We start from the raw sequence: 23,655 nt of genomic DNA on the forward strand, positions 1-23,655 counted from the left end.
ACGTATCGTTAGGGTCTACTTATATGGTAATCTTTCGACCCACTCTTTATCTCGGTAACTCCATTCACTATGGCAGGAAACAAACCCTTCAACAAACAACAGACTGAAGCTCGTGACCGCGATCCACAGGTTGCCGGGCTGAAAGTGCCGCCGCACTCGATTGAAGCGGAGCAGTCGGTGTTGGGCGGTTTAATGCTGGATAACGAACGCTGGGATGATGTGGCTGAGCGCGTGGTGGCAGAAGACTTTTACACCCGCCCGCACCGTCACATCTTTACCGAAATGCACCGCTTGCAGGAGATGGGCAAGCCTATCGACCTGATCACCCTGGCGGAATCGCTGGAAGTACAGGGGCAACTGGACAGCGTCGGCGGTTTTGCTTACCTGGCGGAGCTATCCAAAAATACGCCAAGTGCGGCGAACATCAGCGCGTATGCTGATATCGTCCGCGAACGCGCTGTCGTTCGCGACATGATTTCTGTTGCCCATGAAATTGCGGATGCGGGTTTTGATCCGCAAGGGCGCTCCAGCGAAGATCTGCTCGATTTGGCGGAATCACGCGTCTTTAAAATCGCCGAAAGCCGCGCCAATAAAGACGAAGGCCCGAAAAACATCGCCGATGTGCTGGATGCCACCGTTGCGCGTATCGAACAGTTGTTCCAGCAGCCGCACGATGGTGTCACCGGTGTGAATACCGGTTATGACGATCTTAATAAAAAGACGGCGGGTTTGCAGCCGTCGGATCTGATCATCGTTGCGGCGCGTCCGTCGATGGGGAAAACAACATTTGCGATGAACCTCGTCGAAAACGCCGCGATGTTGCAGGATAAGCCGGTGCTTATCTTCTCTCTTGAGATGCCCTCAGAACAGATTATGATGCGTTCTCTGGCGTCGCTTTCACGCGTGGATCAGACCAAAATTCGTACCGGGCAACTGGACGATGAAGACTGGGCGCGGATCTCCGGCACCATGGGGATTTTGCTTGAAAAGCGCAATATTTATATTGATGACTCCTCTGGCCTGACGCCGACGGAAGTGCGCTCCCGCGCGCGCCGTATCGCCCGCGAACACGGCGGTATCGGGCTTATCATGATCGACTACCTTCAGCTGATGCGCGTGCCGTCACTCTCCGACAACCGTACACTGGAGATCGCCGAAATCTCCCGATCGCTCAAAGCGTTAGCGAAAGAACTTCATGTTCCGGTCGTGGCGCTGTCACAGCTTAACCGTTCACTGGAACAACGTGCCGATAAACGCCCGGTTAACTCCGATTTGCGTGAATCTGGCTCCATTGAGCAGGATGCGGATTTGATCATGTTTATCTACCGTGACGAGGTTTATCACGAAAACAGCGACTTAAAAGGCATCGCAGAAATTATTATTGGTAAACAACGTAACGGCCCCATTGGTACGGTACGTCTGACATTTAACGGTCAGTGGTCGCGTTTTGATAATTATGCGGGGCCGCAGTACGACGACGAATAAATCTCCGTTATCCTTCACGCCGCAGATGCGTTGACTACGCCCGAGAATCCCCGGTTACTGAGTTATCTAAGCTCCCGGGAATTCCTGGGCTTGTCGCCGTCCTGCCACGCGAACGATTTAGGCGATTCTTTTTATAAGGATTTGAAATGCAAGCGGCAACTGTTGTGATTAACCGCCGCGCTCTGCGACACAACCTGCAACGACTGCGTGAACTGGCACCTGCCAGCAAACTGGTTGCGGTCGTGAAAGCGAACGCTTACGGACACGGTCTGTTAGAGACCGCGCGGACGCTCCCCGACGCCGACGCCTTTGGCGTCGCGCGTCTCGAAGAAGCCCTGCGACTGCGTGCAGGAGGGATCACGCAACCCATCCTGTTACTCGAAGGCTTTTTTGACGCCGCCGATCTGCCGACCATCTCCGCGCAGCATCTGCATACCGCCGTGCATAATCAGGAACAACTCGTTGCATTAGAGTCAGCAACGCTGGATGAACCGGTGACCGTGTGGATGAAACTCGACACCGGCATGCACCGTCTTGGTGTCCTTCCCGAACAGGCCGAAGCATTTTATCAACGCCTGACGCAGTGTAAAAACGTGCGCCAGCCGGTGAACATCGTCAGCCATTTTGCCCGTGCAGACGAACCGGAATGCGGCGCGACCGAGCAGCAGCTCGATATTTTTAACACCTTCTGTGAAGGTAAGCCGGGTCAGCGTTCCATTGCGGCCTCTGGCGGCATTCTGCTGTGGCCGCAGTCTCACTTTGACTGGGCGCGTCCAGGGATCATCCTCTACGGCGTTTCGCCGCTGGAAAACCAGTCCACGGGCGCCGATTTTGGATGCCAGCCGGTGATGTCGCTGACCTCCAGCCTGATTGCCGTACGCGAGCATAAAGCGGGCGAGCCGGTCGGTTACGGCGGAACCTGGCGAAGTGAACGCGACACGCGTCTGGGCGTGGTGGCGATGGGGTACGGCGATGGCTACCCGCGAGTCGCGCCTTCCGGAACGCCGGTATTGGTCAACGGTCGCGAAGTCCCGATTGTGGGCCGCGTGGCGATGGATATGATCTGCGTTGACCTGGGGCCAGAGGCACAGGATAAAGCGGGCGATCCGGTCATCTTATGGGGTGAAGGATTGCCGGTTGAACACATCGCTGAAATGACAAAAGTAAGTGCTTACGAACTTATCACGCGCCTGACCTCAAGGGTGGCGATGAAGTACATCGACTAACGAACCGTTCCAGGGAGGGACAATGTCACCGTCTGAAATCGCCGCGTGCCTGGCTTACGCTGTTTCCGTCGGACTGGCGGCCAGAAATAGTGTGCATACGTGGTGGATTGGGATTATTGGCAGCGCGCTGTACGGCTGGGTATTTTGGTCCGTACAGCTGTACGCCGACGTCACGCTGCAACTCTTCTTCATTGCGACCAGTATCACTGGCTGGATACACTGGCTGAAAGGTCATCATGGCGATGTTCTGCCGATTCGCCGTACCCGCTCGGGACACTTTTTAATGCTGTTGGCCTGCGCCGTTCTGGTTGCGGGCGGTTACGGGTTTCTGCTGCATACGTTCACGAATGCGTGGGCCCCCTGGCTGGACTCGCTCATTCTCACCTTCAGCGTTCTGGCGCAATTTATGTTGATGGGGCGGCGTATCGAAAACTGGTACGTCTGGCTGGCGGTCAATACGCTGGCGGTGCCCTTGTACGCAGCGCGCGGGCTTAATCTGACCGCAGGCTTATATCTGGTGTTCTGGTTCAATGCCTGGCATGGTCTGTATCAGTGGCGAAAGGCGATCCGTACACCGTGAAACCTTTCTCCAGCGGACTGGTGGTGGGCAAATTCGCCCCGTTGCATTCGGGTCATGAGCGACTCATTAACGCCGCGCTGGCGCAGTGTGACAAGGTCTTCATCATCAGCTACTCGGTGCCTGAAATGCCGGGCTGCGAGCCGGAAAAACGGCGGCGGTGGCTTCATCAGCGTTTTCCCCAATGCGAAGCGCTGGTGCTCTCGCCGGAGGTTGTCTCCCGCCAGGGGCTGGCTCCTGTTCCACATAATGATGCTGAGGCTGATGTTCATCGCCATTACGTTGCGACGCTCTGCCAGCAGGTTTTGTGTTGTCAGCCGCAGGCCGTCTTTACCGCAGAAGCGTATGGCGACGGGTTTGCCGCCGTGCTGAGTCAGCGTTTCGGGCAGCAAGTGACGCATGTTCGTCTGCAGCGCCCTGTGGGGCCAGATGCGCCTTCCGGAACGCTGATCCGCTCTGATGTCCACCGTTACCGTACCCTGCTGGCGGCTGATGTTTATCGCAGCTTTGTTTTTCGTCTCTGCCTGCTGGGTGGGGAATCTACGGGCAAAAGTACGCTCTCAAAAGCGCTGGCGGCGGCGCTCGATACGGAGTTTATTGCAGAGTTTGGTCGTGAATATTGGGAAGAAAAGCGCGGGTTGCTGGAATATGAGGACTTACTGCATATCGCCCGTGAACAGGTTCGCCGGGAGGAACTGGCGCATCCGAATCGATATCTTGTCTGCGACACTTCGCCGTTAACCACGCTGTTTTATACGCTTGATCAGTTTGGCATTGCGCCACAGGAACTGTATGACCTGGCAGAACGGGCGTATTCATTGGTGATCCTTTGCGGGGATGAATTTCCGTTTGTGCAGGATGGCACTCGCCAGGGTGTGAATTTTCGGACACGGCAGCAGGCGTGGTACGAAGCTGAGTTGTCGCGCAGAGGGATCCCCTTTTTACGTGTGTATGGCTCGCTGTCGGAACGTATCGCGCAGATCCGCCAGCATCTGGCGATGTTCGCCTAAACATCCTCTCGATCTTCTCTCACTTCCGGTCTATTGTGTCTTTACCCCCTGCCTGTAAACCTGGAGAACCTTCGCGTGTTTCAAAAAGTTGACGCCTACGCAGGCGACCCGATTCTTTCGCTCATGGAGCGCTTCAAAGAAGATGCGCGTCGCGACAAAGTGAACCTCAGTATTGGTCTGTACTACAACGAAGAAGGGATTATCCCGCAGCTGAAGGCGGTTGCTGAAGCGGAAGCCCGTCTCAATGCCCAGCCGCATGGCGCTTCGCTGTATCTGCCGATGGAAGGTCTGAATACCTACCGTCACACCATTGCCCCGCTGTTGTTCGGCGCTGACCATCCCGTGCTTGCGCAGCAGCGTGTCGCGACCATTCAGACGCTGGGCGGGTCAGGCGCGCTGAAAGTGGGCGCTGATTTCCTGAAACGTTATTTTCCCGACTCTGCCGTATGGGTCAGCGATCCGACGTGGGAAAACCACATTGCGATTTTTGAAGGTGCCGGGTTCGAAGTAAGTACTTACCCCTGGTATGACAAGGCGACTAACGGCGTTCGTTTCAACGACCTGCTGGCGACACTCGATACCTTACCGGCGCGTAGCATTGTATTGCTGCATCCATGCTGCCATAACCCAACCGGCGCAGATTTAACCCACGCGCAGTGGGATGCGGTCATTGAGATACTGAAAGCCCGCGATCTGATCCCGTTCCTCGACATCGCCTATCAGGGCTTTGGCGCGGGCATGGACGATGATGTGTACGCCATTCGCGAGATCGCCAGCGCCGGGCTGCCCGCACTGGTCAGTAACTCCTTCTCGAAGATTTTCTCTCTGTATGGCGAGCGTGTCGGCGGTCTTTCCGTGGTGTGTGAAGACGCTGACGCTGCTACTCGCGTGCTGGGTCAACTCAAAGCCACGGTACGTCGCAATTACTCCAGCCCGCCGAATTTTGGCGCGCAGGTGGTTGCTGCCGTATTGGGTGATGATGCGCTTAAAGCCAGCTGGCTGGCGGAAGTGGAAGCGATGCGAACCCGTATTCTGGCAATGCGTCAGGAGCTGGTGAAGGTTCTGAGTACCGAGATCCCGGGGCGTAACTTTGACTACCTGCTGCAACAGCGCGGTATGTTCAGCTATACCGGCCTCAGCGCGCTTCAGGTGGATCGCCTGCGTGATGAGTTTGGTGTCTACCTGATCGCCAGCGGACGCATGTGCGTTGCCGGTCTTAATGCCAATAACGTTCAGCGTGTCGCGAAGGCGTTTGCCGCAGTAATGTAATCTCCTGCCTGTGAGGCTGGCGTCTGGCCAGCCTCTTTTTCTCCCGGTGTTTCTAACTCCAGCCACCCCTCGCATGACTGTTCCTGTTTCCACTCACTTTCTCACCTCTCATTATCATTAATGTATTGATTAATAATGTTTTTCCATGTTGGTACGAATACTGCAATACAACAGCAGTCTACGACCCTCAGGAGAACAACATGGAGAACATGACCTCACCCGGAACGCTGCTCAATGGAGACAATGCGACCTGGCTTGAAGAGTATTACCAGACCTGGTTGCACTCACCCGAACAGCTCCCGGAAGACTGGCGGCGTTTTTTTATTTCTCAGGAATTGTCTTCCACTGAAACCTGTTCAGCGGTAATGGCGTCTGGCCCGGCATTAAAAAAACAGGCTGCGGTAACGCAGTTGATTCATGCCTGGCGACATTTCGGACACCTCAGAGCGAAGCTGGATCCGCTGTCATTGGTGGAACTCCCCGACGTGCCGCAACTGACACCCGCATTTTGGGGCTTAACGGAGGACGATTTACGCCAGGAATTTAACGTCACCTTTGGCGAACACAGTACCCAGATGCCGCTTAAGCAGATTATCTCCATGCAGGAACAGGCATGGGCGGGAAGTCGCGCATATGAACTGGCGCATCTGGATAATCGTGACGAAATTACCTGGCTGTTGGCGCGTATTGAGCGCAGCAATGCGCCACAGGCGGATGCGCAAACCTGCCTGGAGCGATTCGATAATCTGGTGGCCGCAGAAACGCTTGAACGCTATCTGCATACCCGTTACGTCGGTCAAAAACGCTTCTCGCTGGAAGGCGGGGAAAGCGCAATCCCGGCGCTGATTACGCTGGCGAAACGTGTACGTGAGCAGGGCGTTGATGAGCTGGTTATCGGTATGGCGCATCGCGGGCGTCTGAACGTACTGATCAATTTACTGGGTAAAGATCCGGCGCAACTGTTTGCGGAATTCGAAGGAAAACAGACGATTGGCACCGGTTCTGGCGATGTGAAATACCATATGGGGTATTCCACCAATATGCAGACGCCGGCGGGATTGCTGCACATTGCATTGGCCTACAACCCGTCGCACCTGGAAATTGTTAACCCGGTGGTGCTTGGGCAGGTACGGGCGCGGCAGAATCGGCGTGGCGAAAATGGTCAGGATTGCGTCATGGGCGTATTGATTCATGGCGATTCCGCGCTCGGCGGGCTGGGCGTAAACCAGACCACTTTTAACCTGTCGCAAACCACAGGCTACGGTACCGGCGGCACCGTTCATCTGGTTGTCAACAATCAGGTCGGATTTACCACCGCCCGTTTACAGGACATGCGTTCCTCACGCTACTGTACGGATATCGCCAAAATGGTGGCGGCACCGGTGATCCACGTTAACAGCGATGATGTCGACGCCGTTTGTCAGGCGATTGAGCTGGCCTGTGACTGGCGAAATACCTTCCACCGCGACATCGTCATCGATCTGGTCTGTTTCCGTAAGCACGGTCATAACGAAAGTGATGAACCTCGTCTGACGCAACCGCAGATGTACCAGGCGGTAGACAGTCATCCGGGAACGCGAACCCGCTACGGTGAGATGCTTTCCCGCCGTGGTGTTCTGACCCCCGCCCAGCAGGATGAAAAAGTCAGTGCCTATCGCGACTGGCTGGATGCCTGCCAGAAACGCGATCCGCTGCCGGTGCCGGATGCCACGCATCCGTTCAGCGCTAACTGGGAGGGTCTAAGCAACCCGCAGTGGAGCGCGCAGCCGGAAACCGCCCTGTCGGGTGAAGAACTGGCCCGTTACGGCGACCTTCTCACCACACTGCCACACGACGTTGTCGCCCATCCCACCATCAAACGCCAGCTTGCTTTGCGCAAAGAGATGACGGCAGGAACCCAACCGGTGGACTGGGGGATGGCAGAAACCCTGGCTTATGCCTCGCTGGTCGATCAGGGCATCGGCGTGCGGTTGTCCGGTGAAGATTCTGGGCGCGGCACGTTCAGCCATCGCCATGCCGTGGTGCATGACCAGACGCAAGCGGGTCGCTACCTGCCGTTACAGCATATCCGCGAGGGGCAGGCACCTTTCGAGGTCTTTGACTCCGTATTGAACGAAGAGGCACTGCTGGCCTGGGAATACGGTTATTCCACCTCCGCACCGCAGCAACTGGTGATTTGGGAAGCGCAGTTTGGCGATTTCGCCAATGGCGCACAGGTCGCCATCGACCAGTTTATCTGCTCAGGCGAAACCAAATGGGGACGCTACAGCGGGTTAACCATTCTGTTGCCGCACGGCTACGACGGACAGGGGCCGGAGCACTCTTCGGGCCGTCCTGAGCGCTGGCTGCAACTCTGTGCAGAACAAAACATGCACGTAGTGATGCCAGGGGATTCAGCGCAAATGTTCCACCTGCTGCGCGGGCAAGCGTTACGCCCAATGCGCAAACCGCTGGTGGTATTTATGAGTAAGCGCTTACTTCGATTTAAAGGTGCGATGAGTGAGCTTTCCGCGTTGAGTTCAGGGAGTTTCCAACCGGTCATTACCGACACCTTCCCGCGCGATTCGTCGCAGGTTAAGCAGGTCATTCTGTGCAGTGGTCAGGTCTATTACGACGCTCTGGAAGCCCGCAAACAGCGCGGTCTTGATGAGTGCGTGGCAATCGTGCGCGTAGAACAGCTCTATCCGTTCCCAACCGACGAGCTTAACGCCGCCCTAGCGCAATGGCCGCAGTGTTCACGCTGGGTCTGGCTACAGGAAGAACCGGAGAATCAGGGCGCGTGGCGGCAAATTCACCATGAACTGACGGCGTTGGCACTGGATAAACCGTTCTGGCATTACGCGGGGCGTCCGGCCGCCGCTGCACCGGCAACGGGTTATGGCCGCGTTCATAAACAACAAATTGACGATTTTCTTGCGGATGCGTTTGCGCACATCCAGCCATAAAAAAATAACAAGGAAAATATCTGATGATTGAAATTACTGTCCCTCAATTACCGGAGTCTGTGTCGGAAGGCACGTTGACGACGTGGTGTAAAAAAGAAGGCGATTTCGTGCGCCGTGATGAAGTCGTCGCAGAGCTGGAAACGGACAAAGTGATCCTCGAAATCCCTGCGCCGCAGGATGGCGTATTAACGCGCATTCTGGTCGAGGAAGGCAATGAGGTGGGCTCTTCTCAACTGTTGGCTTATCTGGAGCCGCAGGCCGCTGCTGCTGAAGTGGTCATCGCAGAGGTGGAACCGACCGCCATGCCGGCTGCGCGTCTTGAAGCCCAGCGCAGCAATGTGGATCTTGCACAGGTTGCCGGGAGCGGACGTCAGGGCCGCATCCTGAAAGAAGATGTGCTGCAGCATGCGCAGTCTGCCGCTCCAGCACCGGCGCCAGCGCCAGCACCGACGATGGCACCAGCTAGCCCGCGTCCTGTCGCCCCCGCCGGTTCTCGCGAGGAACGTCGCGAACCCATGTCACGTTTGCGCGCGCGTATTGCCGAACGTCTGCTGGCCTCGCAACGGGATAACGCCATTCTGACCACGTTCAACGAAGTGAATATGCAGAACGTGATGGATTTGCGCGCCCGCTGGAAAGACCGCTTTGCCGAAAAACACGGCGTGAAGTTGGGCTTTATGTCGTTCTTCGTGAAAGCCGTCACCCGCGCGCTTGAGCGTTTTCCAATCGTCAATGCCAGCGTTGAGGGCAATGACATTGTCTGGCGCGACTACTGCGACATCGGGATTGCGGTCAGCAGCAACCGTGGGCTGGTGGTGCCGGTGCTGCGCAATGCGCAAACCCTTTCTCTTGTCGATATCGAACGGCAAATCGCCGATTACGCCGCGCTGGCGCGTGCAGGAAAACTGCCGCTGGAAGCGTTGCAGGGCGGCTCGTTCTCCATCACTAACGGCGGCACGTTTGGCTCCATGATGTCCACGCCGATTATCAACCCGCCGCAATCGGCCATTCTCGGGATGCACGCCATTACCCCGCGTCCGGTTGCCGAAAACGGTCAGGTCGTGATTCGCCCGATGATGTACCTCGCCCTCAGCTATGACCATCGCATTATCGATGGACAAGAAGCGGTGCAAACGCTGGTGGCGATCCGTGAACTGCTGGAAGCGCCAGAACAACTGTTGCTGGATCTGTAAGGAGAAGAGTGATGAGTGCATTTTTTGACGTCGCGGTCATCGGTGGCGGTCCCGGTGGATATGTAGCGGCGCTCCGGGCGGCGCAGCGCGGGCTGAATGTGGTGTGTATTGATGATGGGGTCAACGCGCAAGGCGAACCGTCGCCGGGCGGCACCTGCCTGAACGTCGGCTGTATACCGTCAAAATCGCTGCTGCAATCGTCCGAACTGTTTGCCCAGATCCAGCATGAAGCGGCGATCCACGGCGTTAAGGTCAAAGAGGTGTCGTTTGACGTTCCTTCGATGATCCAGCGTAAAGACGCCATCGTGCGTCGCCTGACACAGGGGATACGCCTGCTGTTTGAAAAAAATAAGGTGACGCATATTTCTGGCCAGGCAACGCTGCGGGAACAGCATGAGGGGCTCTGGCAGGTGCAGGTCAACGAGCAGACGGTGAGCGCCAAAAATGTGGTGATTGCGACTGGCTCACAGCCGCGCCAGCTTGCGGACGTGGCGACGGACAACACGCACATTCTGGATAATCGCGGCGCGCTGTCATTAACCGAATGCCCGGCGCGTCTGGGGGTGATTGGCGCGGGGGTGATCGGCCTGGAGCTTGGTTCTGTCTGGAATCGCGTGGGCGCACAGGTCACGCTGCTGGAAATGGCGGAAACCTTCCTGCCCGCACTGGAGCCGAGAATGGCGAACGAAGTGCGTAAAGCGATGGTTGCCAGCGGTCTGGAGATGCAGTTCGGGGTCAGCATTGATGTGGTCGAACGCCAGGGTGACGAGGTCGTTATTCGCTGGCAGCAGGGCGGAAAAGTACAGGAAACGCGCGTCGACAAGCTGATTGTCGCCATTGGCCGTGAGCCACGTTTGTCCGGGATTGATCTGGCGGCGCTGGGGCTGGCATCGAATGGGCGTGGCGGCATTGAGGTTGATGCGCTGTGCCGCACGGGAAAACCCGGTCTGTGGGCGATTGGCGATGTCGTACGTGGGCCGATGCTGGCACATAAAGCGATGGAGGAAGGTCTGAATGTCGCCGATCAAATTGCGGGACTGCCCGTCGAGCCGGTCAACTTCTCGCTGATCCCTTCTGTGATTTACACCCAGCCGGAAGTGGCGTGGGTGGGTGAAAGCGAATCGACGCTGAAAGCCTCCGGTATCGACTTCACCAAAGGTCATTCACTGTTTGCGGGCAACGGTCGCGCGCTGGCGCTGGGGCAGGATGGCGGGCGCTGTACGCTCTACGCCGACAAACGCACCGATCGCGTACTGGGCGGGGCGATTGTCGGCCCGCAGGCTTCTGAACTGATTAACGAAATTGGGTTGGCGATGACGTTTAGCGCCTCGGGCGAAGATATCGCCTGCGCGGTACATGCGCATCCCACGTTGAGTGAAGTCATACACGAAGCGGCAATGGCGCTGAATAAACAGGCGCTCCACGGATAACGTTCAATACCACCGAGAGACATTATGAATTTACATGAGTATCAGGCCAAATCCTTGCTGGCCGGCATGGGAATGCCATGCCCGAAAGAAGTTGCTATTCAACATATTACGGAGTTGCCAGAGGCGTGGAGCCGCATCGCCAGCGAAAGCAAAGGCGCCGTGCTGAAAGCGCAGGTACATGCCGGAGGACGCGGCAAAGCGGGCGGCGTGAAGGTGCTGACGCAGTTCCAGCAGGCTGAAGCCTTTGCTGAGCAAATGCTCGGCTCGCAGCTGGTCACCTATCAGACCGGACCCGAAGGCCAGTATGTCAGCAGCATCCTGGTGTGTGAAAACATCTACCCGGTACGCCAGGAACTCTACTTTGGCATGGTGGTGGATCGTGAAAGTCAGTGTGTGACGTTTATTGTCAGCGCGGAAGGTGGGGTCGAGATTGAAAAAGTCGCTCATGAGACGCCTGAGAAAATCGGCAGCGTCAGCGTGGATCCGCTGACGGGCATTCAACCCTGCCATATTCGGGAGATGTTCACGGTTTTGAACCTTGAAAATACGTTGTTCCCGGCGTTCAGTCGTTTAGCGAACCAGGCCTGGAAGGCCTTTAACGAGCTGGATTTTGCCCTGCTGGAAATTAACCCGCTGGTGCTGCGTGAAGACGGTGGATTTATGTGCGCTGACGCGAAAGTGTCGTTAGATGACAACGCACTCTATCGCCACCCGGAATTGCAGGCGATGCGCGATGAAACGCAGGAAGATCCTCGCGAAAGCCAGGCGGCAAAACTCGATCTCAACTACGTCTCGCTGGACGGCAATATCGGCTGCATGGTCAATGGCGCTGGGCTTGCGATGGCGACCATGGACATCATCAAACTCTATGGCGAGCAACCGGCTAACTTCCTTGATGTGGGCGGCGGCGCGACGCAGGAACGCGTCAGCGAAGCGTTCAGGCTGATTGTCTCTGACGACAAAGTACAGGCCATTCTGGTCAACATTTTCGGTGGGATTGTGCGTTGCGACATGATCGCCCGCGCCATCATTCACTCCCTGCGGGAAACGGAAATTACCTTACCGGTCGTTGTACGTCTGTCTGGCAATAATGCGGCTGAAGGGCAACGTTTGCTGGCGGAAAGCGGCCTCGCGGTGGAAGCCGTTGGCTCTCTGGATGATGCCGCTAAGCGCATTATCGCATTACTGAATTAACTGGAGGTTAGCGTGAGCGTTTTGATTGATAAGCATACCCGGGTTCTGGTGCAGGGCATTACCGGTAAAAATGGGACGTTTCATACCGAGCAGGCGATCGCGTATGGCACAAACATCGTCGGCGGCATCACGCCAGGGAAAGGCGGGCAACTGCATCTGGATCGCCCCGTTTTCAATTCGATGAAAGAGGCGATGAAACAGACAGAAGCGGATGCCAGCGTGATTTATGTGCCTGCGCCGTTTGTTCTGGATTCGGTTGTTGAGGCCGTTGAGGCTGGCGTTAAATTGATTGTGGTGATCACCGAAGGCGTTCCAACGCTGGATATGGTGAAAGTACGCCGCCTGCTGGATTGTCATCCGGATGTCCGTTTAATCGGCCCGAACTGCCCGGGCATTATTACGCCAGGGGCGTGTAAGATCGGTATTATGCCTGGCGATATTCATCGCCCAGGACGCATCGGCATTATTTCCCGCTCAGGGACATTAACCTATGAAGCCGTTGCACAGACCACGGCGCTGGGGTTAGGCCAGTCGACCTGTATTGGTATTGGCGGCGATCCGGTTCCCGGAACGAACTTTATTGATGCGCTACGTTTATTTGCTGATGATCCGCAAACCGATGCGGTCATTATGATTGGCGAAATTGGCGGGAATGCAGAAGAACGCGCCGCAGAGTTTATTCGTCACGAAATGAACAAACCGGTCATTGGCTATATTGCGGGTGTTACTGCACCGAAAGGAAAACGTATGGGACACGCCGGAGCCATTATTTCTGGCGGTAGCGGCAGTGCCGAAGATAAATTCCGTGCCTTTGATCAGGCGGGTATGGCCTGGACAAGAAACCCAGCATTAATCGGCGAGACATTATGGAATGCCATTAAGTAATTAACGGCAATGTAACAGGGGGCGATAAGCCCCCTTTTTTATGTGTGCGGTTTTATATTCACCTTTTTTTACCTGTGCGGAAATTCACGCATTTTATCGAGAGTGATTTTTATCAAATACCTTGAATAACAGTGTCTTAGTGTATTTTAAAAAGATGGCATAACACCTGCATTAGAGAAACAGGTCTTTTATCTTTCACGTTGAGGTGATTATGTCATCAGTCCCTAATAATGTTGCGCAAAAGCGTAGCATCATTCCTAACCCCGGTTTATTGCTCGCCATTATTGCCGGTCTTATTATTATGTTCCTGCCGCTAGGTGACTCATTACCGGTCGCCGGGCAACATATGATTGCGATTTTAGTTTTTGCAATCATTGTCTGGATAAGCGAAGCGATGGATTATACCGCCAGCGCGATTGTCATTTCGGCGTTGATTATTTTTATGGTTGGCTTTGCGCCGGATATGAACCATCCGGAGACCATTCTGGGAACAGAGAAAGCCCTGAAAATGACGCTCTCAGGGTTTTCTAACTCTGCGCTCGCCCTGGTCGCGGCGGCGATGTTTATTGCAGCGGCAATGACGATAACCGGTCTGGATAAGCGGATCGCGTTATTTACCATGTCAAAAATAGGCGCCAGTAGCCGGAGCATTATTATTGGCGCGATTGTCGTGACCATCGTATTGAGCCTGGTGGTTCCCAGCGCCACGGCCCGTACTGCCTGTGTCGTGCCGATTATGATGGGGGTTATTGCGGCATTTAAGGTCGATAAACACTCCCGCCTAGCGGCATCCATGATGATTGTTATCGCTCAGGCAACCAGTATCTGGAACGTGGGTATCCAGACTTCCGCCGCGCAGAACCTGCTTTCCATCGGCTTTATCAATAAAACCTTTGGTGCTGGCCATTCGATCAGCTGGCTCGACTGGCTGTTAGCGGGTGCCCCCTGGAGCCTGGCGATGTCAGTGATCCTCTACTTCCTGGCCCGAAAACTGCTGCCGCCGGAAACGGAAGCGGTTGAAGGAGGCAGCGATGCGATTAAAAAAGCGCTGGTGGAATTGGGGCCAACGACAGGCAAAGAAAAACGTCTGATTGCTATCTCGTTGTTGCTGCTGGTGTTCTGGTCGACTGGCGGAAAACTGCACAGTATCGACACGACCTCCGTGACGCTGGCAGGGCTGGCGGTCATGCTGATGCCGGGCATTGGTGTGATGCAGTGGAAAGAAGTTGAGAAGCGCGTGCAGTGGGGGACGTTGCTGATGTTTGGTATCGGGATCAGCCTCGGTTCTACGCTGCTTGATACCCAGGCGGCATCCTGGATGGCGAATTACGTCGTGCAAGGTTTTGGTCTGGACGCGTTACCTCCGCTGGCGATCTTCGCCATTCTCGCCGCGTTCCTGATTGTCATCCACCTTGGATTCGCCAGCGCCACTGCGTTAACCGCCGCGCTGTTGCCGATTCTGATCAGCCTGTTGAGCAGTCTGCCGCCGGAACTGGGCGTTAACCCTATTGGTATGACCATTCTGCTGGCCTTTAGCGTGAGTTTTGGTTTCATTTTGCCGATTAATGCGCCGCAAAACATGGTGTGTCTGGGGACCGATACCTTCTCGCCGCGCCAGTTCACCCGCGTGGGGATTTGGCTCTCGGTGATTGGCTATTTGCTACTGCTGTTTTTTGCCGCCACCTGGTGGAAATTTCTGGGTCTGATGTAAGGAGATACGCCATGTCACTGCAAATTGCACTGGAAAAAGTCCGTTGGTTAACGGCTGGATTACTTGAGTTGAACGGCTGCGATGCGGATATCGCCCAGGATGTCGCTGAACACATGATTGAGGCTGAACGTTATGGTTTTCCCAGCCACGGCGTCACGCTATTACCTAAATATCTTGAGAACATCGCCAGAGGCGACGTGACACCCAACGCCCGGCCAGAAGCGCTGGTCAGCGAAGGCCATCTGCTGCGTTACCATGCCCATAATGGTTTTGGCCAGCACGCGGCAAAAGTGGCGATGAATGCGGCCATTGAGCGAGCAAAAGAGCATGGATTTTGTCTGCTCACTTTGTGCCACGCGCACCATTTAGGGCGTATGGGACACTTCGGCCAGATGGCGAGCGATAAAGGGCTGGCGATGCTGGCGATGAGCAATGTCACCGGAAGACCGGCGCTGGTCGCTCCCTGGGGGGGAGCGCAGGCCCGCATGACGACCAATCCGTTCTGTTTTGCCTGGCCGTTTAACGACGGCAGGCCGCCGATGCTGGTTGATTTTGCGACCAGCAGCATGGCGTTGAACAAAGCGCGGGTGATGTCTGTTGAGGGCAAACAGGCAGCACCGGGGCAGGTGATTGATGCGCAAGGCAATCCCAGCACCGATCCGGGGGTGCTGTTTACCTCGCCATCGGGGGCGCTGCTGCCGTTTGGCGAACATAAAGGCTTTGGTCTGGCGTTGATGATTGAAATGATGGCGGGGATCTTGTCCGGTGGGGATACGATCGCAGAAGATCATCAGGCCGATGGATCCGCGCATAACCACCTGTTTGCCCTGGTCATTGATCCCGCAAAATTCAGCGATCAGGCAGAGGCGAAGGGGCAGTTTTTTGCCGACTACCTGCTGGCGACCCGGCCGCAGCCGGGGGGCAGGCCGGTCATTTACCCTGGGATGCCGGAGGCCGAAACGCGGGAACGCAACAGCAAAACGATTGCGATCCCGGCCGCGTTCTGGTCATGGGTCGTGGAACACTACGCCCGTAAAGGGATTGATTTGGGTCTGCATCCCCAGACGCCTGCGCTAGCTGGTTGAATCTAACCGGTAGAGCTGGGGCTGAATCTGGTGCTTATTCAGTTTGTCATATAACGTCTTGCGCGGCAGTTGCAGTAGCCGCGCAGTCAAACTGACCTGGCCTTCTGTTTGTCGCAGCATATCTTCAATGAGCTTTTTCTCGAACGCATCAATACAGGCGGTCAGACCTCGTTCTTCTTGCTGGGTCATCGGCACTGACTGGTGCTGGGTCAATAATCCTAATACAAAGCGCTCGGCATTGTGTTTAAGTTCCCGCACATTGCCTGGCCAACTTTGTGATTGCAGCCAGGCAAGCAGCATCGGTGAAATATCGGGCAGGGGGCGATTGTATTTTTGCGCAGCCTGACTGGCGAACCAGTAAAATAACTCTGGAATATCTTCCCGTCGCTGGCGCAGAGGGGGAATACTCAGGCTCACCACATTCAGACGGTAATAAAGGTCAGCGCGAAAATTATTTTCTTCACTCTGGCGTAGCAGATCTTCTTTTGTCGCGGCGATAACGCGGCAGTTCACCGGAATTAATTGGTTGGCGCCGAGTCGCTCAATGGTTCGTTCTTGCAGTACACGTAATAGTTTCACCTGCATACCCGGTGGCATGCCTTCAATTTCATCCAGAAAGAGTGTACCGCCGTTAGCGTGTTCTATTTTCCCAATCCGTTTTTTCAGCGCGCCGGTAAACGCGCCGGGTTCATGACCGAAAATTTCACTCTCGAAGAGGGTTTCAGGTAATCCTGCACAGTTTAATGCGACAAACTGACCTTTATGGCGGGTGCTCCAGTGGTGCAACATGCGGGCGACAACTTCTTTGCCACAGCCGGTTTCGCCGTAAATAAGCACATCGGCATCTGTATCAGCGACATTCATGATCATTTTTCGCAATTGCTGCATTTGCGGGCTACGACCAATCAGAATCGGACCGTTTTCTTGTTGCAAACGGGTGAGTAATTGCTTGTTTTCTAATACCAGTCGGCGTTTTTCCACCGCACTGGCAATAATGCTGAGCAATTTATCGGAGCTACAGGGTTTTTCAATAAAATCGCAGGCGCCATTGCGCATGGCTTCAACGGCCATTTCAACATCGCCATGACCCGTGATTAAAATGACGGGGATTTTGGCATCGATTTCAATAATACGGTTTAATAACTCTAAACCGGATATCCCGGGAAGTCTGACATCAGTGAGTACAATAATATTCGTTTGACTCTCAATCACCGGTAAACTCTGCTCAGCATTAGAACAAGATATCACTCGATAACCTGCGAGGGTCAGCGTTTGCTCGCAGGCAAAGCGCACATCATCGCTGTCCTCAATATAAATAATGGTAATATCGCTTGCATTATTTACCATTGTCTTCTCTCCATTCTGGCCATGATAAAGTAATCATCGCACCACCTTCCGGATGATTACTGGCGTGGATTGTTCCATTTGAGTTTCTGACTATTTCGCTGACAATAGCGAGACCGAGCCCAATACCTCGACGTTTGGTGGTGAAAAACGCTTCAAATATTCGCTCAATAATTTGGGGTGAAAATCCGCAGCCATTATCTTTCAGTGTGATGATAACTTTATGATCTTCCTTATAAATTGATATATCCAGACGTTTACGTTGCTGATCTTCCATTGCGTCCAGGGCATTGGTTATCAAATTACTAAAGATCTGCTCAAGACCTAATTCATCACAACCGACGAAGAGAGGACTGGACGGTGCTTTAATCCGGCGTTCAAGATTATTTTTTTCCATGCTGTGATTCAGCAGCGCGACCGCGCTGTACATCACTTTAATCACATCTGCAGAACCTTTTGGCACCCGATGGCGGGAGGCGAAGGTTTTTAGTTCCGAGATTAACTGAGTCATTCGTTCGACAACGGAAATGATGTATTTGAGATTCTGGTCTGTCTGTGAATACATCTTTTTCGCCAGCATTGTGCGGGCGTTGTCCGTCAGGGCATGGATCGCGGCCAACGGCTGGTTTTGCTCATGGGCGATTTCTGTTGCCATCTGTCCTAAGGCGGCAAGCTTGTTGGATTCTGCTAGTTCGCTGCGTGTCAGTTGAATAATGTGCTCTGCCTGGCTGCGTTCTTTCATCTCCTGAAGCAGTTTTTGGTTCATGGACTCAAGGGCATAAGTACGTTCTTTAACCTGCATCTCAAGCGTTTCATTTGCCTGTGTTAATAACTGTTGAGCATGCGAACGCATACGCCAGTATTTGATGATAACCAGTACCAGTAAATACAAAATGAGGGTGATTACCAGTGAAATTGCCCATGTCCAGTAGAAATTATCTAATGGCACAATGATGGTCATTTTCCAGTTAAATTCTGGAATGGAAATTTGCTGAGTGTAAAAACGCGGTAATAAACAAAATTGATTTGCTTTCTCTTTTAAGAAAATAAATTCATTAAATGTGAAACATGGATAATAATCGGCAGGTAAAATATTGCTTAAACTATATTGGCGAGTTAATTGTAATTTTTCTTTTATTTGAGAAGGTAATGGTTCTAAGGTTCTCATTCGCCATTGTGACTTTGAGCTTAAAAATATAATGCTGTGTTCATCACTCACAATGATATTTTCAGGGCCTTCTGCCCATACGTTTTCAATGTCATTAAGGCTGATTTTAACGACCACGACGCCGACGATTTTTCCCTCGCGCTTGATACCGGTAGACAGGAAGAATCCTGGGGTATTCGTTGTACTGCCGATACCGTAGAATCTGCCGTTCAGCCCCATCATCGCTTGTTTATAGTAGGGGCGATAGCTATAGTCCTGACCTACATAACTTCCGGGTTGCCTCCAGTTACTGGAAGCAATGGTTTTACCTTGCGCATTAAGAATAAATATCGCCGCTGTTTTTAATTGTGTGTTGAAGTATTCAACATGCTTATTAAGGCTCTCGGAAACATTATCATCGGGTTGGTCCATAGACTGTTTTATTATATTATCCATCGACAACATATAAGGTAAAATATAATATTGATCTATTGTTGAGTATAATGTTGACTTGTACATCTCTAAACGCATTTTATCAGTGCCGACTAAGGTCATAAAACGCATATGCAAAAATAAGACAGAGATAGTCAGCATTAATAACAGGAGAAAAATACTTGTGATGTGAAAGCGCCATCTATTTTTAATAATAAAAGAGCATGGTGTTCTCATTCAGTATCCACGGACGAGTAATGATAAATGCGACCAGTATATTCCTTACGCAGTGATGATGAGAAATGAAATAGTACCATTGTGTGAGTAAGTGAGCAGAATACATCGGGTACTGTGTGGTTTATCACACAGGTTGTTATATCGGAAAATATTACATTCAGTAACATAAATTAAGGAGCGGGTGTGATCATGCTCTTTTTCTATAACAAAACCGGAGATAATTCTTCCCTTAACCCCCCTCCGGGGTTATGGTCAGAGAGTTTTGTTGAGCGCAGGCTCAATTTTATAATCATAACTCGCTGACTATTTAGGGAAAAATATGCGCAAGATAACGTTGGCATTGAGCGCCGTTTGCTTATTGTTCACACTAAACGGTCCCGCCGAAGCTCTGGCCTCTTCTCCTTCTCCATTACACCCCGGAACCAATGTCGCTAAGCTCGCAGAGCAAGCCCCCATTCACTGGGTCTCTGTTGCACAAATTGAAAACAGTCTGACAGGGCGCCCGCCGATGGCCGTCGGATTTGATATTGATGACACCGTTCTGTTTTCCAGCCCTGGTTTCTGGCGCGGCAAAAAAACCTGGTCTCCGGACAGTGAGGATTACCTGAAGAATCCGGCGTTCTGGGAGAAGATGAATAATGGCTGGGATGAGTTCAGCATTCCGAAAGAGGTTGCGCGTCAGCTCATTGACATGCACGTCCGCCGCGGCGACAGCATCTTCTTTGTTACCGGACGTAGCCAGACGAAAACTGAAACCGTCTCCAAAACGCTGGCCGATAACTTCCATATTCCGGCAACGGCGATGAACCCGGTGATTTTCGCGGGTGATAAAGCAGGCCAGAACACCAAAACACAGTGGTTGCAGAGTAAAAATATCCTGATGTTCTACGGCGATTCGGATAACGATATCACCGCCGCTCGTGATGTGGGGATTCGTGGCGTTCGTATTCTGCGTGCGTCTAACTCAACCTACAAACCGTTGCCGCAGGCAGGTGCGTTTGGTGAAGAAGTGATCGTCAACTCAGAATATTAAGACAGCGGGCGAACGTTGCGCTTGCCGGTTTGCTGTTTTTTTAAACAAAATTGAGCTGTTCACTTTTACCTTTCGCTGACTTGCTGCACACTGAATAAAAGATGTTCTCAGTGGGCGGCATGCGTGTAAGGGGAATAAAGATGACCAATTCGGAGTTACTGCAATATTGCATGGCAAAAACAGGCGCAGAGCAGAGCGTGCACAGCGACTGGAAGGCCACACAAATTAAAGTGGAAGATGTCCTCTTCGCGATGGTGAAAGAGGTGGAAGAACGTCCTGCAGTCTCTCTGAAAACCAGCCCTGAACTGGCAGAGTTGTTGCGCCAGCAACACAGCGACGTGCGTCCCAGTCGACATCTGAACAAAGCGCACTGGAGCACGGTATATCTGGATGGCTCTCTGCCGGATTCGCAGATCTATTACCTGGTTGACGCCTCTTATCAGCAGGCAGTGAACACCCTACCTGACGAGAAACGTAAACAGTTGATATAACACTGAACTTCGGGGCGATGAGTGCCGCTTCCTGACACACCAGGAAGCGGCATTGGTACCACTACAGCATCGGTTTGAGGAAACGGGCAGTGTGTGAGGCTTCGCACTCTGCAACGGTTTCTGGCGTACCGGAAACGAGGATTTCCCCGCCGCCGCTGCCGCCTTCCGGGCCTAAATCGACTATCCAGTCCGCCGTCTTGATCACGTCCAGATTGTGCTCAATCACCACAATGGTGTTGCCCTGATCGCGCAACTGATGCAGCACGTCCAGCAACTGCTGAATATCCGCAAAGTGCAGACCGGTTGTTGGCTCATCCAGAATATAGAGCGTCTGCCCGGTACCGCGTTTGGATAACTCGCGCGCCAGTTTCACGCGTTGCGCTTCACCACCGGAGAGCGTCGTTGCTGACTGACCGAGACGAATGTAGGTCAGACCGACATCCATCAGGGTTTGCAACTTACGCGCCAGCGCCGGAACGGCATCAAAAAACTCGCGTGCTTCTTCGATAGTCATATCCAGCACTTCGTGGATGGTCTTGCCTTTGTACTTAATCTCCAGCGTTTCGCGGTTGTAGCGTTTGCCTTTGCACTGATCGCACGGCACATAGATATCCGGTAGGAAGTGCATTTCGACTTTGATCACGCCATCGCCCTGACAGGCTTCGCAGCGCCCGCCACGCACGTTAAAGCTAAAGCGCCCCGGCGTATAACCGCGCGAGCGTGATTCCGGTACACCGGCAAACAGTTCACGTACGGGGGTAAATACGCCGGTATAGGTCGCCGGGTTGGAGCGCGGTGTACGGCCAATCGGACTTTGGTCGATGTCGATGACCTTATCAAAATGTTCAAGACCCTGAATATCACGATACGGCGCGGGTTCAGCAAGCGTTGCGCCATTCAACTGCGTTTGCGCAATCGGGAACAACGTGTCGTTAATCAAGGTGGATTTACCGGAACCGGAAACGCCGGTAATGCAGGTAAACAGGCCCACGGGCAGCGTCAGCGTCACGTCTTTCAGGTTGTTGCCTCGCGCGCCTGTCAGTCGCAGCACTTTCTCCGGATCCGCTGCAACGCGTTGTTTGGGCACTTCAATCTTGCGTTTGCCGCTCATGTACTGGCCGGTGAGGGATTCAGGAACCGCCATGATATCGTCGAGTGTGCCTTCTGCGACCACCTGACCACCATGAACGCCAGCGCCAGGACCGATATCGATCACATGGTCAGCGGCGCGAATCGCATCTTCGTCGTGTTCTACGACGATAACGGTGTTACCAAGATTACGCAGATGGACAAGCGTTCCCAGCAGACGTTCATTGTCACGCTGATGCAAACCAATCGACGGCTCATCCAGCACGTACATCACGCCGACTAACCCCGCGCCAATCTGGCTGGCCAAACGGATACGCTGCGCTTCGCCGCCGGAGAGCGTCTCCGCAGAACGGGAAAGCGTCAGGTAATTCAGGCCGACGTTGACGAGGAACTTGAGACGATCGCCGATCTCTTTAAGGATTTTCTCTGCGATTTTCGCACGCTGACCGGCGAGTTTGAGGTTGTTGAAGAAATCCATCGCATGGCCGATGCTCATGTCGGAAATCGCAGGTAGCGGCGTATTTTCAACAAACACATGGCGTGCTTCACGACGCAGGCGCGTACCTTCACAACTGGTGCACGGACGATTGCTGATGAACTTCGCCAGCTCTTCGCGTACCGCACTGGATTCCGTCTCTTTATAACGTCGTTCCATATTGTGCAGCACGCCTTCGAACGGATGGCGACGCACTGAGGTATCGCCGCGATCGTTCATGTACTTAAATTCAATGTTCTCTTTACCCGAACCGTACAGCACGACTTTGTGAACGTTCGCGCTCAGGCTGGCCCACGGCGCATCCACGTCGAACTTGTAGTGCTCAGCCAGCGACTTCAGCATCTGGAAGTAATAGAAGTTACGACGGTCCCAACCGCGGATAGCACCGCCCGCCAGCGACAACTCGGGATTCTGGATCACCCGGTCGGGGTCGAAATACTGTTGTACGCCAAGGCCGTCGCAGGTCGGGCAGGCGCCCGCCGGGTTGTTGAATGAAAACAGTCGCGGTTCCAGTTCACGCATACTGTAGCCGCAAATCGGACAGGCGAAGTTGGCGGAGAAGAGCAGCTCTTCCGCTTTTGGGTCGTCCATGTCGGCCACCACCGCCGTACCGCCGGAAAGATCCAGCGCCGTTTCAAAGGATTCGGCCAGGCGTTGGGACAGATCGTCGCGGACTTTGAAGCGGTCAATCACCACCTCAATGGTGTGTTTCTTTTGCAGTTCCAGTTTTGGCGGATCGGAAAGATCGCACACTTCACCGTCAATACGGGCGCGGATGTAGCCCTGGCTCGCCAGATTTTCCAGCGTTTTGGTGTGTTCGCCTTTACGCTCTTTGATTACCGGCGCCAGCAGCATCAGGCGCTTTCCCTCTGGCTGCGACAGCACGTTATCCACCATCTGGCTGACGGTCTGGGCCGCCAGCGGAACATCGTGGTCAGGGCAGCGCGGCTCACCGACGCGGGCGAACAACAGACGCAGGTAGTCGTGGATTTCGGTAATTGTCCCTACCGTGGAGCGCGGGTTGTGGGACGTCGATTTCTGTTCAATTGAGATGGCGGGCGACAGCCCTTCAATATGGTCGACGTCCGGCTTTTCCATCAGCGACAGAAACTGACGCGCATACGCGGAAAGGGATTCAACGTAACGACGCTGCCCCTCGGCATACAAGGTGTCGAAAGCGAGCGAGGATTTGCCAGAACCCGAAAGCCCGGTCACGACAATTAATTTGTCGCGGGGGATGACGAGGTTGATGTTTTTGAGATTATGGGTGCGGGCGCCCCGAACTTCGATCTTATCCATTCACCTTTCCCGGATTAAACGCTTTTTGCCCGGTCGCATGGAGCCACCGGTGACTACAAACGGTTAATTATGACACA

Annotated in this window: 17 protein-coding genes; 14 read left to right on the forward strand and 3 right to left on the reverse strand. The window is 53.9% G+C overall.

The window, feature by feature from the left end:
- Positions 1-69: 69 nt before the first annotated feature.
- The 12 genes from dnaB (at position 70) to AC07UY_RS15585 (ending at position 16,010) form a co-directional block, all read left to right on the forward strand.
- Positions 70-1,485 carry a replicative DNA helicase gene (gene dnaB / locus AC07UY_RS15530; RefSeq protein WP_192613774.1) on the forward strand — a complete coding sequence of 472 codons (1,416 nt, stop codon included), beginning with the start codon at positions 70-72 and terminating at the stop codon, positions 1,483-1,485.
- Positions 1,486-1,631: 146 nt separating this feature from the next.
- Positions 1,632-2,711, forward strand: a complete 1,080-nt coding sequence (gene alr / locus AC07UY_RS15535; RefSeq protein WP_494701504.1) for an alanine racemase — start codon at positions 1,632-1,634, stop codon at positions 2,709-2,711.
- A 22-nt stretch (positions 2,712-2,733) separates the two neighbouring features.
- Positions 2,734-3,291: a nicotinamide riboside transporter PnuC gene (gene pnuC, locus AC07UY_RS15540; RefSeq protein ID WP_494701505.1), complete on the forward strand. Its 558-nt coding sequence runs from the start codon at positions 2,734-2,736 to the stop codon at positions 3,289-3,291.
- Positions 3,288-4,298, forward strand: coding sequence for an AAA family ATPase (locus tag AC07UY_RS15545; RefSeq protein WP_494701540.1), 1,011 nt, complete (start codon positions 3,288-3,290; stop codon positions 4,296-4,298). The genes pnuC and AC07UY_RS15545 overlap by 4 nt, the downstream gene beginning before the upstream one ends.
- 75 nt (positions 4,299-4,373) lie before the next feature.
- Entirely contained in the window at positions 4,374-5,567 is a 1,194-nt protein-coding gene (gene tyrB / locus AC07UY_RS15550; RefSeq protein WP_494701506.1) for an aromatic amino acid transaminase, read from the forward strand.
- A 200-nt stretch (positions 5,568-5,767) separates the two neighbouring features.
- Positions 5,768-8,512, forward strand: a complete 2,745-nt coding sequence (locus AC07UY_RS15555; protein WP_494660383.1) for a 2-oxoglutarate dehydrogenase E1 component — start codon at positions 5,768-5,770, stop codon at positions 8,510-8,512.
- Positions 8,513-8,535: 23 nt separating this feature from the next.
- Positions 8,536-9,705: a 2-oxoglutarate dehydrogenase complex dihydrolipoyllysine-residue succinyltransferase gene (gene odhB / locus AC07UY_RS15560; protein WP_494701507.1), complete on the forward strand. Its 1,170-nt coding sequence runs from the start codon at positions 8,536-8,538 to the stop codon at positions 9,703-9,705.
- Positions 9,706-9,716: 11 nt separating this feature from the next.
- A complete protein-coding gene (lpdA, locus tag AC07UY_RS15565) occupies positions 9,717-11,135 on the forward strand; it encodes a dihydrolipoyl dehydrogenase (protein ID WP_494660385.1) in 1,419 nt (472 codons plus the stop codon).
- Between the two features lie 24 nt (positions 11,136-11,159).
- Positions 11,160-12,329, forward strand: a complete 1,170-nt coding sequence (gene sucC / locus AC07UY_RS15570) for an ADP-forming succinate--CoA ligase subunit beta (RefSeq protein ID WP_494701508.1) — start codon at positions 11,160-11,162, stop codon at positions 12,327-12,329.
- Between the two features lie 12 nt (positions 12,330-12,341).
- Complete coding sequence (gene sucD, locus AC07UY_RS15575) at positions 12,342-13,214, forward strand: succinate--CoA ligase subunit alpha (protein ID WP_162381770.1); 873 nt, start codon at positions 12,342-12,344, stop codon at positions 13,212-13,214.
- Positions 13,215-13,425: 211 nt separating this feature from the next.
- On the forward strand, positions 13,426-14,925 hold the full coding sequence (locus tag AC07UY_RS15580) for a DASS family sodium-coupled anion symporter (protein WP_494701509.1): 1,500 nt from the start codon (positions 13,426-13,428) through the stop codon (positions 14,923-14,925).
- Between the two features lie 11 nt (positions 14,926-14,936).
- Positions 14,937-16,010: an Ldh family oxidoreductase gene (locus AC07UY_RS15585; protein ID WP_203359285.1), complete on the forward strand. Its 1,074-nt coding sequence runs from the start codon at positions 14,937-14,939 to the stop codon at positions 16,008-16,010.
- Here AC07UY_RS15585 and AC07UY_RS15590 read toward each other — a convergent pair.
- A complete protein-coding gene (locus AC07UY_RS15590) occupies positions 15,999-17,357 on the reverse strand; it encodes a sigma-54-dependent transcriptional regulator (protein WP_203359284.1) in 1,359 nt (452 codons plus the stop codon). The genes AC07UY_RS15585 and AC07UY_RS15590 overlap by 12 nt on opposite strands.
- The gene (locus tag AC07UY_RS15595; RefSeq protein WP_494660387.1) at positions 17,347-19,170 is read right to left on the reverse strand and encodes a sensor histidine kinase; all 1,824 of its coding nucleotides are present in this window, start codon (positions 19,168-19,170) and stop codon (positions 17,347-17,349) included. Before AC07UY_RS15595 ends, AC07UY_RS15590 begins: the two co-directional genes overlap by 11 nt.
- Positions 19,171-19,489: 319 nt before the next feature.
- Here AC07UY_RS15595 and aphA point away from each other — a divergent pair, with 319 nt between their 5' ends.
- Positions 19,490-20,203 carry an acid phosphatase AphA gene (gene aphA, locus AC07UY_RS15600; RefSeq protein WP_494701510.1) on the forward strand — a complete coding sequence of 238 codons (714 nt, stop codon included), beginning with the start codon at positions 19,490-19,492 and terminating at the stop codon, positions 20,201-20,203.
- Between the two features lie 140 nt (positions 20,204-20,343).
- On the forward strand, positions 20,344-20,694 hold the full coding sequence (locus AC07UY_RS15605) for an MmcQ/YjbR family DNA-binding protein (protein WP_192613762.1): 351 nt from the start codon (positions 20,344-20,346) through the stop codon (positions 20,692-20,694).
- A gap of 61 nt (positions 20,695-20,755) precedes the next feature.
- Here AC07UY_RS15605 and uvrA read toward each other — a convergent pair whose 3' ends face one another.
- Positions 20,756-23,578, reverse strand: coding sequence for an excinuclease ABC subunit UvrA (gene uvrA / locus AC07UY_RS15610; RefSeq protein ID WP_276293146.1), 2,823 nt, complete (start codon positions 23,576-23,578; stop codon positions 20,756-20,758).
- Positions 23,579-23,655 lie beyond the last annotated feature (77 nt).

This window comes from Citrobacter sp. GW821-FHT02E08, assembly GCF_059421685.1.

Excerpts from the sequence above, each read along its gene's own strand:
- dnaB (WP_192613774.1), top strand. The coding sequence starts at position 70 with ATGGCAGGAAACAAACCCTTCAACAAACAACAGACTGAAGCTCGTGAC.
- alr (WP_494701504.1), top strand. The coding sequence starts at position 1,632 with ATGCAAGCGGCAACTGTTGTGATTAACCGCCGCGCTCTGCGACACAAC.
- pnuC (WP_494701505.1), top strand. The coding sequence starts at position 2,734 with ATGTCACCGTCTGAAATCGCCGCGTGCCTGGCTTACGCTGTTTCCGTC.
- AC07UY_RS15555 (WP_494660383.1), top strand. The coding sequence starts at position 5,768 with ATGGAGAACATGACCTCACCCGGAACGCTGCTCAATGGAGACAATGCG.
- odhB (WP_494701507.1), top strand. The coding sequence starts at position 8,536 with ATGATTGAAATTACTGTCCCTCAATTACCGGAGTCTGTGTCGGAAGGC.
- lpdA (WP_494660385.1), top strand. The coding sequence starts at position 9,717 with ATGAGTGCATTTTTTGACGTCGCGGTCATCGGTGGCGGTCCCGGTGGA.
- sucC (WP_494701508.1), top strand. The coding sequence starts at position 11,160 with ATGAATTTACATGAGTATCAGGCCAAATCCTTGCTGGCCGGCATGGGA.
- AC07UY_RS15580 (WP_494701509.1), top strand. The coding sequence starts at position 13,426 with ATGTCATCAGTCCCTAATAATGTTGCGCAAAAGCGTAGCATCATTCCT.
- AC07UY_RS15585 (WP_203359285.1), top strand. The coding sequence starts at position 14,937 with ATGTCACTGCAAATTGCACTGGAAAAAGTCCGTTGGTTAACGGCTGGA.
- AC07UY_RS15590 (WP_203359284.1), bottom strand. The coding sequence starts at position 17,357 with ATGGTAAATAATGCAAGCGATATTACCATTATTTATATTGAGGACAGC.
- AC07UY_RS15595 (WP_494660387.1), bottom strand. The coding sequence starts at position 19,170 with ATGAGAACACCATGCTCTTTTATTATTAAAAATAGATGGCGCTTTCAC.
- aphA (WP_494701510.1), top strand. The coding sequence starts at position 19,490 with ATGCGCAAGATAACGTTGGCATTGAGCGCCGTTTGCTTATTGTTCACA.
- AC07UY_RS15605 (WP_192613762.1), top strand. The coding sequence starts at position 20,344 with ATGACCAATTCGGAGTTACTGCAATATTGCATGGCAAAAACAGGCGCA.
- uvrA (WP_276293146.1), bottom strand. The coding sequence starts at position 23,578 with ATGGATAAGATCGAAGTTCGGGGCGCCCGCACCCATAATCTCAAAAAC.